13 protein-coding genes are annotated in these 15,178 nt (G+C 73.3%); 7 read left to right on the forward strand and 6 right to left on the reverse strand.

Annotation, left to right across the window (positions count from 1 at the left end; all coding sequences use genetic code 11):
• The first annotated feature begins 677 nt into the window (after positions 1-677).
• Complete coding sequence (locus ACLJPL_RS32030; protein WP_411084463.1) at positions 678-1,880, forward strand: amino acid deaminase/aldolase; 1,203 nt, start codon at positions 678-680, stop codon at positions 1,878-1,880.
• Between the two features lie 49 nt (positions 1,881-1,929).
• On the opposite strand, the gene ACLJPL_RS32035 is transcribed toward ACLJPL_RS32030, so the two are convergent.
• Positions 1,930-2,982: a DUF2510 domain-containing protein gene (locus ACLJPL_RS32035; RefSeq protein ID WP_411084464.1), complete on the reverse strand. Its 1,053-nt coding sequence runs from the start codon at positions 2,980-2,982 to the stop codon at positions 1,930-1,932.
• A 55-nt stretch (positions 2,983-3,037) separates the two neighbouring features.
• Positions 3,038-3,970: a LysR family transcriptional regulator gene (locus tag ACLJPL_RS32040; protein WP_411084465.1), complete on the reverse strand. Its 933-nt coding sequence runs from the start codon at positions 3,968-3,970 to the stop codon at positions 3,038-3,040.
• Between the two features lie 70 nt (positions 3,971-4,040).
• Here ACLJPL_RS32040 and ACLJPL_RS32045 point away from each other — a divergent pair, with 70 nt between their 5' ends.
• Entirely contained in the window at positions 4,041-5,222 is a 1,182-nt protein-coding gene (locus ACLJPL_RS32045) for a TDT family transporter (RefSeq protein ID WP_411084466.1), read from the forward strand.
• Here the strand turns inward: ACLJPL_RS32045 and ACLJPL_RS32050 are convergent.
• The 4 genes from ACLJPL_RS32050 to ACLJPL_RS32065 form a co-directional block, all read right to left on the reverse strand.
• On the reverse strand, positions 5,161-5,871 hold the full coding sequence (locus ACLJPL_RS32050) for a helical backbone metal receptor (RefSeq protein WP_411084467.1): 711 nt from the start codon (positions 5,869-5,871) through the stop codon (positions 5,161-5,163). The genes ACLJPL_RS32045 and ACLJPL_RS32050 overlap by 62 nt on opposite strands.
• Positions 5,872-6,012: 141 nt before the next feature.
• Positions 6,013-6,558, reverse strand: a complete 546-nt coding sequence (locus tag ACLJPL_RS32055) for a helix-turn-helix domain-containing protein (RefSeq protein WP_411084468.1) — start codon at positions 6,556-6,558, stop codon at positions 6,013-6,015.
• A gap of 162 nt (positions 6,559-6,720) precedes the next feature.
• A complete protein-coding gene (locus ACLJPL_RS32060; RefSeq protein WP_411084469.1) occupies positions 6,721-8,583 on the reverse strand; it encodes an ABC transporter permease/substrate binding protein in 1,863 nt (620 codons plus the stop codon).
• The gene (locus ACLJPL_RS32065; protein WP_411084470.1) at positions 8,576-9,727 is read right to left on the reverse strand and encodes a quaternary amine ABC transporter ATP-binding protein; all 1,152 of its coding nucleotides are present in this window, start codon (positions 9,725-9,727) and stop codon (positions 8,576-8,578) included. The genes ACLJPL_RS32060 and ACLJPL_RS32065 overlap by 8 nt, the downstream gene beginning before the upstream one ends.
• 259 nt (positions 9,728-9,986) lie before the next feature.
• Here ACLJPL_RS32065 and ACLJPL_RS32070 point away from each other — a divergent pair, with 259 nt between their 5' ends.
• The 5 genes from ACLJPL_RS32070 (at position 9,987) to ACLJPL_RS32090 (ending at position 15,060) form a co-directional block, all read left to right on the forward strand.
• Positions 9,987-10,895 (forward strand): 5'-3' exonuclease H3TH domain-containing protein, encoded by a 909-nt coding sequence (locus ACLJPL_RS32070; protein WP_411084499.1) that lies wholly within the window; start codon positions 9,987-9,989, stop codon positions 10,893-10,895.
• Between the two features lie 129 nt (positions 10,896-11,024).
• The gene (locus ACLJPL_RS32075; RefSeq protein WP_411084471.1) at positions 11,025-11,879 is read left to right on the forward strand and encodes a siderophore-interacting protein; all 855 of its coding nucleotides are present in this window, start codon (positions 11,025-11,027) and stop codon (positions 11,877-11,879) included.
• 375 nt (positions 11,880-12,254) lie between these two features.
• A complete protein-coding gene (locus ACLJPL_RS32080) occupies positions 12,255-12,839 on the forward strand; it encodes a sigma-70 family RNA polymerase sigma factor (RefSeq protein ID WP_411084472.1) in 585 nt (194 codons plus the stop codon).
• Complete coding sequence (locus ACLJPL_RS32085; protein ID WP_411084473.1) at positions 12,836-13,585, forward strand: anti-sigma factor domain-containing protein; 750 nt, start codon at positions 12,836-12,838, stop codon at positions 13,583-13,585. The genes ACLJPL_RS32080 and ACLJPL_RS32085 overlap by 4 nt, the downstream gene beginning before the upstream one ends.
• A 122-nt stretch (positions 13,586-13,707) precedes the next feature.
• Positions 13,708-15,060 carry a cryptochrome/photolyase family protein gene (locus ACLJPL_RS32090; protein WP_411084474.1) on the forward strand — a complete coding sequence of 451 codons (1,353 nt, stop codon included), beginning with the start codon at positions 13,708-13,710 and terminating at the stop codon, positions 15,058-15,060.
• The last annotated feature ends 118 nt before the right edge of the window (positions 15,061-15,178 follow it).

Raw genomic sequence — 15,178 nt, forward strand, 5'->3', positions numbered from 1 at the left:
TGGGGGGCCTGCGGGGCTTGAGGGGGTTTCGGCACCCCGGCGGACGGTGGCTGCGGGGCCCCGGCGGAGGGTGCCTGCGGGGCCACGGCTGAGCGCGACTGCGGAGACTGCGGGGGCCTCTGCGGCTGGGGAGGCGGGGGCGACTGCCGCGGCTGCGCGGACTGCCGTGTCGGCCGCGCCGGCCGCGCCGAAGAGGTCTGCGCGGGCGGCGGGGACCTATGCGGCTGCGCGGACTGCTGCGGCTGCTGGGACCTCTGGGGCTGCGGAGGCGGAGAGGACTGCTGCGGCCTCTGCGACTGCGGAGACGGCTGCGCGGACCTCTGCGACTGCGAAGGCGCGGGTGACTGCGGAGACGGCTGCGCGGGCTGCCGCGTCGGCCGCGCCGAAGGAGTCTGCGCGGGCGGCGGGACCGCCGGGGCGGGTGGAGTCGTCGGGGGCGGTGGTGTCGTCGGGCGGGGCGGCACAGGAGCGCGCTGCGCTTCGGTACTCATCCGGCCCCCTGGTTCACGTCCCCGTACCGACCACGGATCACCGCCGCCGTCAGGCGCGTTGGTGCTCGCGTGCCCGTCACTCTACGGGCTGCGGGCCGGGGGCGGGGAACGGGACCGCCCGCCCTCGGCGCATCTGCCCCGAACGTCCCCTACCCAGGGGTAGCGGCTCTCTGGCAAGCTGCGGCCATGACTGCCCGCGCCGCTGACCGGACCCGGTACAACCGGGCCACCGCCCATCTCGACGCCCCGATCGCGATCGTGGATCTGGACGCCTTCGACGCCAACGCCGACGATCTGGTGGCCCGGGCGGGCGGGAAGCCGATCCGGGTGGCGAGCAAGTCCGTGCGGTGCCGGGCCCTGTTGGAGCGGGTGCTCGCGCGCCCCGGGTTCGCCGGGATCATGTCGTTCACCCTGGCGGAGTCGCTCTGGCTGGCCCGGGCCGGCTTCGACGACGTCCTCCTCGCCTATCCGTCCGCCGACCGGGCCGCGTTCGCGGAGCTGGCCGCCGACCCGAAGCTCGCCGCGGCCGTGACGGTGATGGTGGACGACCACTCCCAGCTGGAGCTGATCGACGCCTCCCGGGCCGGCGGCCGGGAGGAGATCCGGGTCTGCCTGGAGCTGGACACCTCGCTGCGGCTGCTGGGCGGCCGCGTCAGGATCGGGGCGCTGCGCTCGCCGCTGCGCTCCCCCGCCCAACTCGCCGAGCTGGCCCGCTCGGTGGCCCGCAGGCCGGGCTTCCGGCTGGTGGGCCTGATGGCGTACGAGGGCCATGTCGCCGGCGTCGGCGACTCGCTGGCCGGCCGGCCGCTGCGGTCCCGGGCGATCCGGCTGATGCAGACCGCCGCCCGCAGGGAACTGGCGGCCCGGCGGGCCGAGGTGGTGCGGGCGGTGCGCGCGGTCGCCCCGGACCTGGAGTTCGTGAACGGCGGCGGCACCGGCAGCGTGCAGCACACGGCGGCCGAGGCGGCGGTGACGGAGATCGCCGCCGGGTCGGGGCTGTACGTGCCCCGCCTCTTCGACAACTACACGTCGTTCACCGGCCGCCCGGCGGCCCTGTTCGCGCAGCCCGTGGTGCGGCGGCCGGGCGTGGGCGTGGTGACGGTGCTCGGCGGCGGCTACCCGGCCTCCGGCGCGGCCGGCGCGGACCGCTCCCCGGTTCCGTACCTCCCCGAGGGGCTGCGCTACGACCCGCAGGAGGGCGCGGGCGAGGTGCAGACGCCGCTGCTGGGCTCCCCCGCCGACGATCTGCTGATCGGGGACAAGGTGTGGTTCCGGCACGCCAAGGCCGGTGAGCTGTGCGAGCGGTTCGACACGTTGCGGCTGATCGAGGGCGACCGGATCACGGCGAGCGTGCCGACGTACCGGGGTGAGGGGCAGACCTTCCTCTGAACCCGCGAACCCACGAACGCGCGCACCCGCGCCCCGGCGGGACAGCGGTTCAGGGTTCGATCGAAGCGCCCACGCCGCTGCTCGTCGAACCGCCGGTCGTATCTCCGCCGCCTGTCGTGCCGCCGCCCGTGTCGCCGTCTTCGAGCGAGCGGATGGACGCGGTGATCGTGTCCATCAGGGAGACCGGCAGCTCCGGCCGGTCGGCGTCGAAGGCGAACCGTACGATCACCGGCGTCTCGCTGCCCACCGTCGTCGGGAAGACCAGGGACTGCACCGTGCCGCCGGGGCCCTTCCCCGTGACGACCTGCCAGCGCACCAGATGGCCGCTGCGCCCGGCGACCTTCACCGGGCCCGCCTTGAGCACCCGGTGGGAGGTGATGCCGCCGTGGGTGAGACGGCCGAGGTAGTCCTCCCCGTAGGCCCGGTCGGCGGCGGCGGAGATGTCGGCTTCGGCCAGGGCCTTGGGGTCGCTCTCGCCGCTCGCGGCGGTGCGGCTGGAGACGGTGCCCCGGTAGCAGTAGGACACGGAGGTGCCGGGGCAGTCGTAGGAGACGGTGGTCCGCATGGTGGGCATGCCGTCCGAGGCCCGGTCCGGCTTCTCCCAGCCGTCCGGCACCGCCATCGTGATCCCGTTGAGCTGGTCGACGAGGACCCCGGGATTCTCGTCCGCGCTGCTTTCGGGCGAGGGCGAGGGCGAGGCGGTGGCCGGGTCCGTGCCCGCGTCCGTGGGGGAAGCGGTGGAGCCGGGCGCGCTCGGGCCCGGAGCCGCTTGCGTACCGTCGTCGTCGCCACGGCCCAGCAGCAGCGCCCCGGTGACGGCCGCGCCCAGGACCAGCAGGCCGGAAAGCGTGATCGCCAGGATCTTCGTGCGGCCGCCCCGTGACGCGCCGCCGGTGTGCTGGTGCGGCGGGGGCACGGTCGACGGGGCGGGCGCGTACCCGGACTCCGGTGCCGCGTAAGGCTGTTGCGGCGACTGCTGGGGCGCGGAGTGCGCGGCGGCGAGCGGGCGGGTGTGCGCGGTCCAGACCGTCCCGTCCCACCAGCGCTCGGTGCCGGGGGCTCCCGTGTCCGGGTACCAGCCGGGCGGCGTCGCGAAGCTCATGACCACACTCTAGGGTTCCGGTCAGCGCGTGTTCGACGGGGTTGCCGAACAGGGCTCAGAGTTCCCGGCCCGTCAGGGACAGCAGATCGCGGGCCGGGCCGGTCGGCCGGTGGCCCGCCGGCCAGACGGCCCGCAACTGGCGGCGCAGCCGTACGCCCGCGACCGGGATCTTGACCAGGCGGCGGGACGACAGCTCCTCGCCCAGGGCCAGTTCGCTCAGGACGCACGGCCCGGCCCCGCTCTCCGCCGCACCCTTCGCGGCGGTCGTGGAGGAGAGCTCCAGCAGCGGCTGGGCCAGGCCGCCGTGGACGGCGAGGGCCGCGTCCAGGACCTGGCGGGTGCCGGAGCCGTGCTCGCGCAGGATCAGCGGGGTGGCGGCGAGTTCGTCGGGGAGCAGCGGGGTGCGGCGGCGGGCCCACGGGTGGGCGGGGGCGACCACGACGACGAGGCGGTCATGGGCGATGACGGTGCCGTCCAGGCCCTCCGGTATCGACAGGCCCTCCACGAAGCCGAGGTCGGCCTCGCCGGTGACCAGGCGGCGGGCCACGTCCGCCGAGTTGCCGACGAGCAGGGAGACGGCGGTGTCCGGGCGTTCGGCGCGCAGGGCGATCAGCCAGCCCGGCAGCAGGTACTCCGCGATGGTCATGCTCGCGGCGACCCGCAGCCGGGAGTCCCGGCGGTCGCGCAGCGCCTGCGCCCCCGCGTCGAACGACTCGGCGGCCTCCACCACCCGGCGCGCCCAGTCGGTGACGAGCGCCCCCGCGTCGGTGAGCCGGGAGCCGCGCGGGGAGCGGTCGAGCAGGGCGACGCCCAGTTGCCGTTCCATGGAGCGGATGCGGCTGGAGGCGGCGGGCTGGGTGATGCCGACGTCCTTGGCGGCCCGGCCGAGGCTGCCGTGCCGGGCGACGGCGAGCAGCAGCTCCAGCGCTCCGAGGTCGGGGACCCGGTGGGAGAGCGGGACATGAGGTGCGTGGTCGTCGCTGGGCATAAAGCCAGCTTATGACCTCATAGGAACGGGGTCCCTGGTGGGCGGGAGCGGGCGCGCGAAGAATCGTGGCATGGCCATCTTTCCGCAGACCCGGACCGCCGCTCCCCTCCCCCGCCCGACAGCCGGGTGGACGGACACGCGGCCGGTCGTGCGGCGGCTGCCGTCCCTGCGGCACATCGGCCCGAACTGGTACGCGAGCGTCATGGGCACCGCGATCGTCGCGAGCGCCGGGGCGGCGCTGCCGGTCGGCGTACCCGGTCTGCGCGCCGTCTGCGTCGCCGTGTGGGCGCTGTCGGCGCTCCTGCTCGCCGCCGTCCTCGCCGCCCGCGCCGGCCACTGGCTCCACCACCGCGACCAGGCCCGCGCCCACCTCCTGGACCCGGCCGTGGCCCCCTTCTACGGGTGCCTGGCCATGGCGCTGCTCGCGGTGGGCGGGGCGACCCTGACGGTGGGCGGGGACGTCATCGGCGTACGGGCGGCACTGGCGGTGGACGTGGTGCTGTTCGTCGCGGGGACGGCGATCGGTCTGGCAGCCGCCGTCGTGGTGCCGTATCTGATGGTCGTACGCCACCGGCCCGCGCCCGGCACCGCGTCGCCGGTGTGGCTGCTGCCGCTGGTCGCCCCGATGGTCTCGGCCTCGCAGGGCGCGCTGCTGGTGCCCCATGCGGCGGCCGGGCAGGGGCGCGAGGCGCTGCTGCTGGCCTGTTACGCCCTGTTCGGGCTGTCGTTGCTGGCCACGCTGGTGGTGCTGCCGCTCGTCTTCGCCCGGCTCGTCCACCACGGGCCGCTGCCGCTCGCGCTGACCCCGACGCTGTTCCTGGTGCTGGGGCCGCTGGGCCAGTCCACGACCGCCGTCAACCAGCTGGCCGACGCGGCCCCGGGTGCGGTCGCGGAGCCCTACGCCTCGGCGTTCGGCGCGTTCGCCGTCCTGTACGGGGTCCCCGTCATGGGCTTCGCTTGGCTGTGGCTGGCGCTGGCCGGGGCGCTGGTCCTCAGGGCGGCGCGCGGCGGGATGGGGTTCGCGATGACGTGGTGGGCGTTCACCTTCCCCGTCGGTACGTGTGTGACGGGGGCGGCCGGACTGGCCCGGCACACCGGTCTGGACGCCTTCAGCTGGCTGGCGGTGGCGCTGTACGTGTTCCTGGTGGCGGCGTGGGCGGTCGCGGGGACCCGGACCGTGCTCGGGGTGGTCAGCGGAGCGCTGACGGCAGCTCCCGTGCCGCCCGCAGCAGCGACGGCCCGTACCAGGTGAGCAGGCGGCCGTCGACCAGGGCGGCGGGCAGGCCGGGGAACGCCTCGGGCCCGTCGTCTGCGGTGAAGCGGTAGGGCTCGTCGGGCAGCACCACCAGCCGCGCCCCGGCGGCGTTCAGCTCGTCGAGCGGGACGCGCGGGTAGCGCTCGGCGTGGTCCGCGTACACGTTGCGCACCCCGAGCCGGGCCAGCAGATCACCGGCGAAGGTGTCCCGGCCCAGCACCATCCAGGGCCTGCGCCAGATCGGCACGATCGCGGGGCGCGGGCTCGCGGAGGGGGCGGGGAGCGCGGCCCAGGCGGCCTCGGCATCGTCCAGCCAGCGGGGGCGGGGCAGGCCGCAGCCGCTGGTGAGGACCCGGTCCAGCTCGGCGAACGCCTGGTCCAGGGTGCGGATCTCGGTGATCAGGACGTCCGGCCCGGCGGCCCTCAGCGCGGCGAGGTCGGCGGCGCGGTTCTCCTCCTCGTTGGCGATCACCAGGTCGGGGGCGAGGGCGGTGATCGCGGCCACGTCCGGGTTCTTCGTGCCGCCGATCCGGGCGGCGGAGAGGCCGGCGGGGTGCGTGCACCAGTCGGTGACGCCGACGAGCAGCCCGGGGGCGGTGGCGGCGACGGCCTCGGTGAGGGAGGGGACCAGGGAGACGACGCGCATCGGCGCTCCCGGCCCCTTCGGCCCTCCAGGCACTTCCAGCACCCCCCGCTCCCCCGGCCCCTTCGGCCCTCCAGGCACTTCCGGCACTTTCGACTCTCCCGGCACTCCCGGTCCCCTCGGCACTCCCCGCTCCCCCGGCCCTCAGCGACGGGAGTCGTACGTCGCGTCGATGTGCTCCGCGACCGAGACGAGCAGCAGCCGGGTGCCGGGCAGGGTGGCCCGCCAGCGGTGCCGTACGCCGCCGGAGAGGAACAGGGTGTCGCCGCGCTCCAGCCGGTACGCCTGGCCCTCGGCCTCGACCTCGGCAGCGCCCTCGACGACGTACATCAGTTCGTCGTTGCGGTGCTGGAACTCGCGCCCGAGGTCCTGCTCGCCGGTGAACTCCAGGGCGCTGAGCTGGTGGCGGCCGCGCACCACCCGGCGTACGCCGTCGCCCTCCTCGCCGCGTACGACGTCGACCGCGCGCGCCGAGTCGGCGGCGGCCCGCAGCCGGGCGGTGGTGGTCTCCAGGGCCTCGGCGACCCGGTCGAGGGAGCGGGCGCTGGGGCGGGCGCGCTCGTTCTCGATCTGGCTGAGGAAGGGCACGGAGAGCCCGCTGCGCCCGGCGACCGCGGCCAGCGTGAGGCCCAGGGTCCGGCGTCGGCGACGGACCGCGGCACCCACGCGCGGTGTGTCCTTGTCGTCCATGTCCCAGCTCCCTCCCGCTCGGCCATCCTCCCGGCTGTCAGCACCTTACGCACATGGTTGGGCAGGACGTCCGGTAAACGCCCTTGGGCCATGCGGAAGGGGCGGACCCCGCCCGATGGCGGAATCCACCCCTCTACCTGCGCTTTTCTTCCTGCGGCGCCCCTACTCGGACGCCTTGGACGCCTTGGACGCCTTGGACGCCTTGGACGCCTTGGACGCCTTGGACGCCTTGGACGTCAGGGTGTCCGCGACGCCCGGGTTGTCGCCCAGCCAGGTGCGGACGGCGTCCTGCTCCTTGCCCGCGCCGGCCTTCTGGATCCCGGCCTCCAGGCTGGTGAGCTGCTTCTCGGTCATGGAGAAGTCCTTGAGCCACCCGGCGACCTCGGGGTTGTCGTCGGCGAAGCCCTTACGGGACAGCGTGTGCACGCCGTCGCCCTCGCCCCAGAGCTTCTTGGGGTCCTTGAGCTTGGTGAGGTCGTACTCGTTGTACGCCCAGTGCGGCGACCAGAGCGGAACGACGATCGGTTCCTTCTTGGCGTACGCGCGCTTCAGCTCGGCCAGCATGGAGGGCGTGGAGCCGTCGATGAGCTTGTACTCCTCGTCCAGGCCGTAGCCCGGCAGGAGCTTGTCCTTGAGCAGGCCCATCTCACCGGCGCTGGGCTCGATGCCGACGATCCGGCCCTTGAACTCGGAGGCCCGGCCCTTCAGGTCCTCCATGGACTTCACGTCCTTCATGTACGCGGGGACGGTGAGCTCCAGCGAGGTGGGGGAATACCAGGAGCCCAGGTCCTCCAGGCGGTTCTGGTACCTCTTCCAGTAGCTGGCGTGGGTGACCGGGAGCCAGGCGTCGGTCTGGAAGTCGATCTGCCCGTTGGCCATGCCGGTGTAGAGCGCTCCGGCCTCGTACTGCTTGACGTCGACCTCGTAACCGCGCTGTTCCAGCAGTTCCTTCCAGAGGAAGGTGGAGGCGATGCCCTCGTCCCACGGGATGAACCCGATGCTGATCTTCTTGCCGGCGCCGGTCTGCGCGACGTCGCCGGAGACGGTGCTCCTGTCGGAGCCGCCGAAGACGCCCATGCCGCCGGCGACGAGCGCGAGGGCCACGATGCCGGCGACCGCGACGACGGGCTGCGGGCGGTAGGCCCAGATCTTCCGGCCCTCGGCCGTCGACCGGCTCTTGAGGGCCGCGCGCCGGGCCACCGGGGAGACCTCGCGGCCGAGCGCGCCGGTCATCCGGTCCAGGTACATGGCGAGGATGACGATGGAGATGCCCGCCTCGAAGCCGAGCCCGACGTCGATGTTGCCGATGGCGCGGTAGACGGAGCCGCCGAGGCCGCCGCCGCCGACCATGCCCGCGATGACGACCATGGACAGGCCCAGCATGATGACCTGGTTGATGCCCGCCATGATCGTGGGCAGCGCCAGCGGCAGCTGGACGCGCAGCAGGGTGTTGCGCGAGGTGGTGCCGAAGGCTTCGGCCGCCTCGACGAGTTCGCCGTCGACCTGGCGGATGCCGAGCTCGGTCATCCGGACGCCCGGGGGCAGCGCGAAGATGATGGTGGCGATGATGCCGGGGACGACGCCGACGCCGAAGAAGATGACGCCGGGGATCAGGTAGACCATGGCGGGCATGGTCTGCATGAAGTCGAGGACCGGCCGGGTCACCGCGCTCACGGCCCGGGACCGGGAGGCCCAGATGCCGAGCGGTATCGCGATGATCAGCGTGACGAGGGTGGCGACGAGCACCAGGGTGAGGGTGTCCATCGCTTCGTCCCACAGCTCGACGGAGTCGATGAGGGCGAATCCGAGGAAGGCGAGCAGCCCGGCGGGCAGACCGCGCAGCCACCAGGCGATGATCGCGACGATGCCCGCGAACAGGAGCGGGTGCGGGGCGGAGAGCACGGCGGCGATGCCGTCGAACATGCCGCCGACGAGGGCGCTGATCGCGTCGAACAGCCAGGCCAGGTGGGTCTGGAGCCAGTCGACGGCGGAGTCGACCCAGTCACCGAGAGGGAGCCTAGACACTGGCCACCTTCTTCACGGCATCGTTGTCGGAGGCGGCCTCGCGGGACGCCTCGGAGCCCTTCAGCGGCTCGGTGGGGGTCATCGGGTCGCCGAGCACGGCGAGCAGCCGGGACCCGGGGACGACGCCCACGAGCTCGCCCTTGGCGTCGGTCACGGCGACCGGGTGCCCGCTCTGCGAGCAGGGGGCGAACAGCTCGATGATCGGCGTGGACTCCGAGACCGTGGCGGGGGCCGCCGCGATCACGTCCTGCGGGGTGCGCAGTTCCTTGCCGTCGTCGGTGACGGAGCCCATGACGGTGTGCGGTTCGGCCATGATCGCGCCAGCGGTGAGCACCCGGGAGCGGTCGACGTCCTGGGTGAAGGAGGCGACGTAGTCGTTGGCCGGGGTGACGAGGATGTCCTCGGCGGTGCCGAGCTGGACGATCTTCCCGTCGCGCATCACGGCGATCCGGTCGCCCAGCCGCATGGCCTCGTTGAGGTCGTGGGTGATGAAGACGATGGTCTTCTTCAGCCGCTTCTGGAGTTCGAGGAGCTGGTCCTGCATGTCGCGCCGGATCAGCGGGTCGAGCGCGCTGAAGGACTCGTCCATGAGGAGCAGGTCGGCGTCGGTGGCGAGGGCGCGGGCGAGGCCGACGCGCTGCTGCATACCGCCGGACAGCTCGTCGGGCCAGGAGTCCTCCCAGCCGGCGAGGCCGGTGAGCTCCAGCGCCTCGGTGGCACGCCTGATCCGCTCGGAACGGGGTACGCCCTGGACCTCGAGGCCGTACGCGGCGTTGTCCAGGACACTGCGGTGGGGGAAGAGCGCGAAGTGCTGGAACACCATGCTGATCCTGGAGGAGCGCACATGGCGCAGCTCGCGTGGGCTCAGGGCGGTCAGGTCCTGGCCGTCGAAGAGCACGCGTCCCGCGGTGGGTTCGAGCAGTCCGTTGAGCATCCGCAGCAGGGTGGACTTGCCCGAGCCGGACAGTCCCATGACGACGAATATCTGACCCGGTTCCACCGTGAACGAGGCGTCGATCACCGCTGCGGTCGTTCCGTCGGCGCGCAGCTCGTCGCGGTCGGCGCCGCTCTCGAGCTTCCGCACGGCTTGATCGGGTCGTCTGCCGAACACTTTGTACAAGTGCTCGGCTTGCAGCCTTGACACATACACCTCACGCGTTGAACTGAAAACGGTCTGCCACCCCCTCCGGCAGACCGTGGAGCGGTGCGGGTTCCGCCCGCAGGACACGTGCACTGGTTGAAAATGCGACGTGGTCGGCTCCGGTCGCGTGCCTGCCCGTACTTACACGCGCCAAACGGAACAGTGATCCAGCTCACGACCGGGCCGCCCGCCGGTGACCGCGAGCGAGCGACGGCGACTGTCAGTGGTGTGGGGCATCATCGGTTCCGTGACGCGACGCCTGATGCTCCTCGACACCGCCTCCCTCTACTTCCGCGCCTATTTCGGCGTCCCCGACTCGGTGCGCGCGCCGGACGGGACCCCGGTCAACGCCGCGCGAGGACTCCTCGACTTCATCGCCCGCCTGGTGCAGGACCACCGGCCGGACGACCTGGTCGCCTGCTGGGACGACGACTGGCGCCCGCAGTGGCGGGTGGACCTGATCCCGACGTACAAGGCGCACCGGGTCGCGGTGGAGACGCCGGGCGGGCAGGCCGACGAGGAGGAGATCCCGGACACGCTGTCCCCGCAGGTCCCGATCATCGAGGACGTGCTGGACGCGCTCGGCATCGCCCGCGTCGGCGTCACGCCGTACGAGGCGGACGACGTGATCGGCACGCTCACCGCCCTGGCGACCGGGCCCGTGGACATCGTGACCGGCGACCGCGACCTCTATCAGCTGGTCGACGACGCCCGGCGGGTGCGGGTGCTCTATCCGCTGAAGGGCGTCGGCACGCTCCAGGTCACCGACGAGGCGTGGCTCCGCGAGAAGTACGGGGTGGACGGCCCGGGCTATGTGGACCTGGCCCTGCTGCGCGGCGACCCGAGCGACGGGCTGCCGGGCGTCCCCGGCATCGGGGAGAAGACGGCGGCGAAGCTGCTCGACGCCTACGGTGACGTGGCCGGGATCATGGCGGCGGTGGACGACCCGGCGGCGAAGCTGACCCCGTCGCAGCGCAAGCGGCTGGACGAGGCGCGGGACTATGTGGCGGTCGCGCCGAAGGTGGTGCGGGTGGCCCAGGACGTGCCGCTGCCCGACTTCGACCCGGCGGTGCCCCGCGAGCCGCGCGACCCGGCCGCGCTGGAAGCGCTTGCGGACCAGTGGGGACTGGGCGGGGCGCTTCAGCGACTCCTCACCACACTCCGGGCCTGAGGTGTTAACTTAGGCATACCTAAGTCATCGGGGCCGGAGGTGTCCGGACCCGTGCGCCGATACGTACCGGGCGCACCCGCACGTCCACCGGCGTGGACGCGTCCGTACGTCGAACCCAGGGAGTACCTCGTGGCAGAGCGGCCGGCCCGGCAAGGACCCAAGGCCCAGGGGGCGCAGGTCGTGCGCACCGAGCAGATCACCCCGCACATGGTGCGGGTGGTCCTCGGCGGCGAAGAGCTCGCCGGCTTCTCCCTCTCCGGCTTCACCGACCACTACATCAAGCTGTGCTTCGCCCCCGAGGGCGCGGACTACGCGCACCCGTTCGACATCCCCGCCATCCGCGAGAGCCACCCGCGCGAGCTGTGGCCCACCACGCGTACGTACACGATCCGCTCCTGGGACCCGGTCGCCCGGGAGATGGCCGTCGACTTCGTCGTCCACGGCGACGAGGGCCTGGCCGGCCCCTGGGCGCAGCGGGCGCGGGCAGGCGAGCAGGTGACCTTCCTGGGCCCCGGCGGCGGTTACGGGCCGCAGACCTCGGCCGACTGGCACCTCCTGGTGGGCGACGAGAGCGCCCTGCCCGCGATCGCCGCGTCGCTGGAGCAGATGCCGGTGGGCGCGCTGGTGCACGCGTTCGTCGAGGTGCCGGACGCCTCCGAGGAGCAGAAGATCGTGACGCCGGACGGGGTGGCCGTGACCTGGCTGCACCGCGGCGACCGGCCGGTGGGCGAGCTGCTGACCGCCGCCGTGAAGGAGCTGGACTTCCCCGCGGGCGAGGTCCAGGCGTTCGTGCACGGGGAGGCGGGCTTCGTGAAGGAGATCCGCCGCTATCTGCGCGTGGAGCGGCAGATCCCCCTCCAGCAGCTGTCGATCTCCGGCTACTGGCGGCTCGGCCAGAACGACGACGCGTGGCGCGCGGTCAAGCGCGAGTGGAACGAGCAGGTGGAGCGCGAGCAGGAGGGCCCGGCGGCCTCGGCCGCGTAGCCGCTTCCCGCACGGCCTCTGCCGCGCGGGACTCCGCGGGAATGCCCTCAGGGCCCCGCGGCCGGATTCTCCCGGCCGCGGGGCCCTGCGTCGTCCGCGGCCTCCGCCCCGCCCTTCGCCGCGTCGCCCGCGTCTTCGGCTCCGCTCTCCTCGCCCCGCCGTCCGCGTCCTCCGCCCCGCTCCTCGCCCCGCCGTCCGCGTCTCCCGCCCAGCCCCGCCCCTCGCTGCCCCGTCCGCATCTTCCGCGCAGCCCCTCGCTGCGTCGGACGTCCGGGCGGGCCCGGCTCTGGAAAGATCGCGCGCATCGACCAATCCGCACGGCCCTCGGCTCCGAATCACCCCCGGAATCGATGAACGTCCCGGGAGGAAACCCGCGTGAAGGAAGCCGTACAGATCAGCGGGGTGCCCTCGCCCGGACCTGACCTCCAGGAACTCCTGGTGCAGGTCGCGCGGGGAGACCAGGACGCGTTCGCCGAGGTGTACGACGCGGTCTCCGGGCCGGTGCTCGGGCTCGTACGCAGCGTGCTGCGCGACCCGGCCCAGTCGGAGGAGGTGGCCCAGGAGGTCCTGGTCGAGGTGTGGCGTACCGCGCCCCGCTTCCAGGCGTCCCGGGGCAGCGCCATGAACTGGGTGCTGACCCTGGCCCACCACCGTGCCGTCGACCGGGTCCGCTCGGCCGAGGCGTCGGCCGCGCGGGAGCACAAGGCGGCGCTCCTGGACCGTACGCGGGCCTTCGACGAGGTGTCCGAGCAGGTGGAGACGCGGCTGGAGCGGGAGCAGGTACGCCGCTGTCTGCGGACCCTGTCCGAACTCCAGCGGCAGTCCGTGACCCTGGCCTACTACCGGGGTCTGACCTACCGTGAGGTCGCGGAACTCCTCACCGTGCCGCTGGGCACCATCAAGACACGACTGCGCGACGGCCTCATCCGGCTGCGCGACTGCCTGGGGGTGAGCGCGTGAGCACGGCCGAACTGCACACGTTGACCGGGGCCTACGCCCTGCACGCGCTGCCGGACCCGGAGCGCCGCGAGTTCGAACGGCACCTGGACGACTGCGAGGCATGCGCCCAGGAGGTACGGGAGCTGTCGGCCACGGCCGCCCGGCTCGGCCTCGCCGTCACCGAGACTCCGCCGCGCGAACTGCGGGAGAGGGTGCTGCGGGAGATCACGACCGTACGCCAGGAGGCTCCGGCGCAGGCGAGACGGGAACGGCCCGGCGGTGGCCGCACCGGCCGCTGGTCCGCCTACGGGCTCGCCGCCTGCATCGCGGCGGCGGCCGCCTTCGGCGGGGTCGCGGTCTGGCAGAACCAGGTGGCCCAGGACGCCCGCCAGGAGGCGAACCAGGCGCAGCAGCAGAACCGGCTGCTGGCCCAGGTGCTCTCCGCGCCGGACGCGAAGACCTCCTCCGGCGAGCTGACCGGCGGCGCGCGCGGCACCGTCGTCGTGTCGCAGGAGGAGAACCGCGCGGTGTTCCTCGCCTCGGGGATGGAGCGGCCGCCGAGCGGCAAGGTGTACCAGCTCTGGTACAACGACGGGGGCACCATGCGTTCGGCCGGTCTGATGAACCCCTCGGCGAGCGATGACGCGGTGCTGCTGGACGGGCCCGTGGACCGCGCGACGGGGATGGGCATCACGGTCGAACCGGCGGGCGGATCGGCCGAACCGACCTCGTCGCCGGTGGCCCTGATGGACTTCCCGACCGCCTGAACCGCCTGCCAGAGCCGTCTGCCGGAACCGCCTGCCCGAACCGCCTGCGGAACCGCTGTCCGTGTCCGCACCTGACCGCTCACCCCGCTCACCCGTCCCAGCCTGCAAGGAGCACCCGTTCCATGAACGTCGCGGTGGTGCTGTTCACCTCCGATCTGCGTCTGCACGACAACCCGGTGCTGCGTTCCGCCCTGCGGGACGCGGACCGGGTCGTCCCGCTCTTCGTCCGGGACGACGGCGTCCACCGGGCCGGGTACGACGCGCCCAACCGGCTCGCCTTCCTCGCCGACTGCCTGGCGGACCTGGACGCCGGGCTGCGCCACCGGGGCGGCCGGCTCATCGTCCGTACGGGCGCGGTGGCCGAGGAGGTGCGCCGGCTGGTCGAGGAGACCGGGGCGGGCGCGGTGCACATGGCCGCCGGGGTGAGCGGGTACGCGGCACGGCGCGAGGAGCAGTTGCGTACCGCCCTGGCGGACACCGGCTGCGAGCTGCGCATCCATGACGCGGTGGTCACCGCGCTCGCTCCGGGCCGGGTGGTCCCGGCGAGCAGGGACCACTTCGCGGTGTTCACCCCGTACTTCCGCCGTTGGGAGGCGGCGGGGGTACGGGGCACACTGACCGCGCCCCGCACGATCCGGCTGCCGGAGGACGTTCCGTCCTCGGACCCCCTCCCCTCGCGGGACGACGTCAAGGACGTCTCGCCCGGTCTCGCGGAGGGCGGCGAGCAGACGGCCCGCAAGCTGATGACGTCCTGGCTCAGGAGCGGGGTGGCCGACTACGCGGACGGCCACGACGATCTCGCCGCCGACGCGACCTCCCGGCTCTCCCCCCACCTCCACTTCGGTACGGTCTCCGCCGCCGAACTGGCCAACCGGGCCAAGGAGAAGGGCGGGCCCGGCGGCGAGGCGTTCGTCCGCCAACTGGCGTGGCGCGACTTCCACCACCAGGTGCTCGCCGCCCGCCACGACGCCTCCTGGTCCGACTACCGGCCGCGCCAGGACCGCTGGCGCTCGGACGAGGACGAGATCACCGCCTGGAAGAGCGGGCGGACCGGATATCCCCTGGTGGACGCGGCGATGCGGCAGCTGGCGCACGAGGGGTGGATGCACAACCGGGGCCGGCTGCTCGCCGCGAGCTTCCTCACCAAGACGCTGTACGTGGACTGGCGGGTGGGGGCCCGGCACTTCCTGGACCTGCTGGTCGACGGCGACATCGCGAACAACCAGCTCAACTGGCAGTGGGTCGCGGGCACCGGCACGGACACCCGCCCCAACCGGGTGCTGAACCCGGTGGTCCAGGGCAAGCGCTTCGACCCGCGCGGCGAATACGTACGCCGGTGGGTGCCGGAGCTGGCGGAGCTGAAGGGGTCGGCGATCCACGAGCCGTGGAAGGCGGAGGGGCTGGACTACCCGGACCCGGTGGTGGATCTGGGCGAGGCGCGGTCGCGGTTCGAGAAGGCGCGCGGCATCGAGTGAGGGCCTGTCAGGCACCTATCCGAGGTCTGGCAGGCACCTGCCGGGGCCTGTCAGCCACCTACCAGAGGTCTGGCAGGCACCTGCCGGAGCCTGTCGGGGGTCTGTCCGGGGGCCGGCA

The sequence above is a fragment of the Streptomyces sp. cmx-18-6 genome, from assembly GCF_046548915.1.
Taxonomy (GTDB): Bacteria; Actinomycetota; Actinomycetes; order Streptomycetales; family Streptomycetaceae; genus Streptomyces.

Excerpts from the sequence above, each read along its gene's own strand:
- ACLJPL_RS32030 (WP_411084463.1), top strand. The coding sequence starts at position 678 with ATGACTGCCCGCGCCGCTGACCGGACCCGGTACAACCGGGCCACCGCC.
- ACLJPL_RS32035 (WP_411084464.1), bottom strand. The coding sequence starts at position 2,982 with ATGAGCTTCGCGACGCCGCCCGGCTGGTACCCGGACACGGGAGCCCCC.
- ACLJPL_RS32040 (WP_411084465.1), bottom strand. The coding sequence starts at position 3,970 with ATGCCCAGCGACGACCACGCACCTCATGTCCCGCTCTCCCACCGGGTC.
- ACLJPL_RS32045 (WP_411084466.1), top strand. The coding sequence starts at position 4,041 with ATGGCCATCTTTCCGCAGACCCGGACCGCCGCTCCCCTCCCCCGCCCG.
- ACLJPL_RS32050 (WP_411084467.1), bottom strand. The coding sequence starts at position 5,871 with ATGCGCGTCGTCTCCCTGGTCCCCTCCCTCACCGAGGCCGTCGCCGCC.
- ACLJPL_RS32055 (WP_411084468.1), bottom strand. The coding sequence starts at position 6,558 with ATGGACGACAAGGACACACCGCGCGTGGGTGCCGCGGTCCGTCGCCGA.
- ACLJPL_RS32070 (WP_411084499.1), top strand. The coding sequence starts at position 9,987 with ATGCTCCTCGACACCGCCTCCCTCTACTTCCGCGCCTATTTCGGCGTC.
- ACLJPL_RS32090 (WP_411084474.1), top strand. The coding sequence starts at position 13,708 with ATGAACGTCGCGGTGGTGCTGTTCACCTCCGATCTGCGTCTGCACGAC.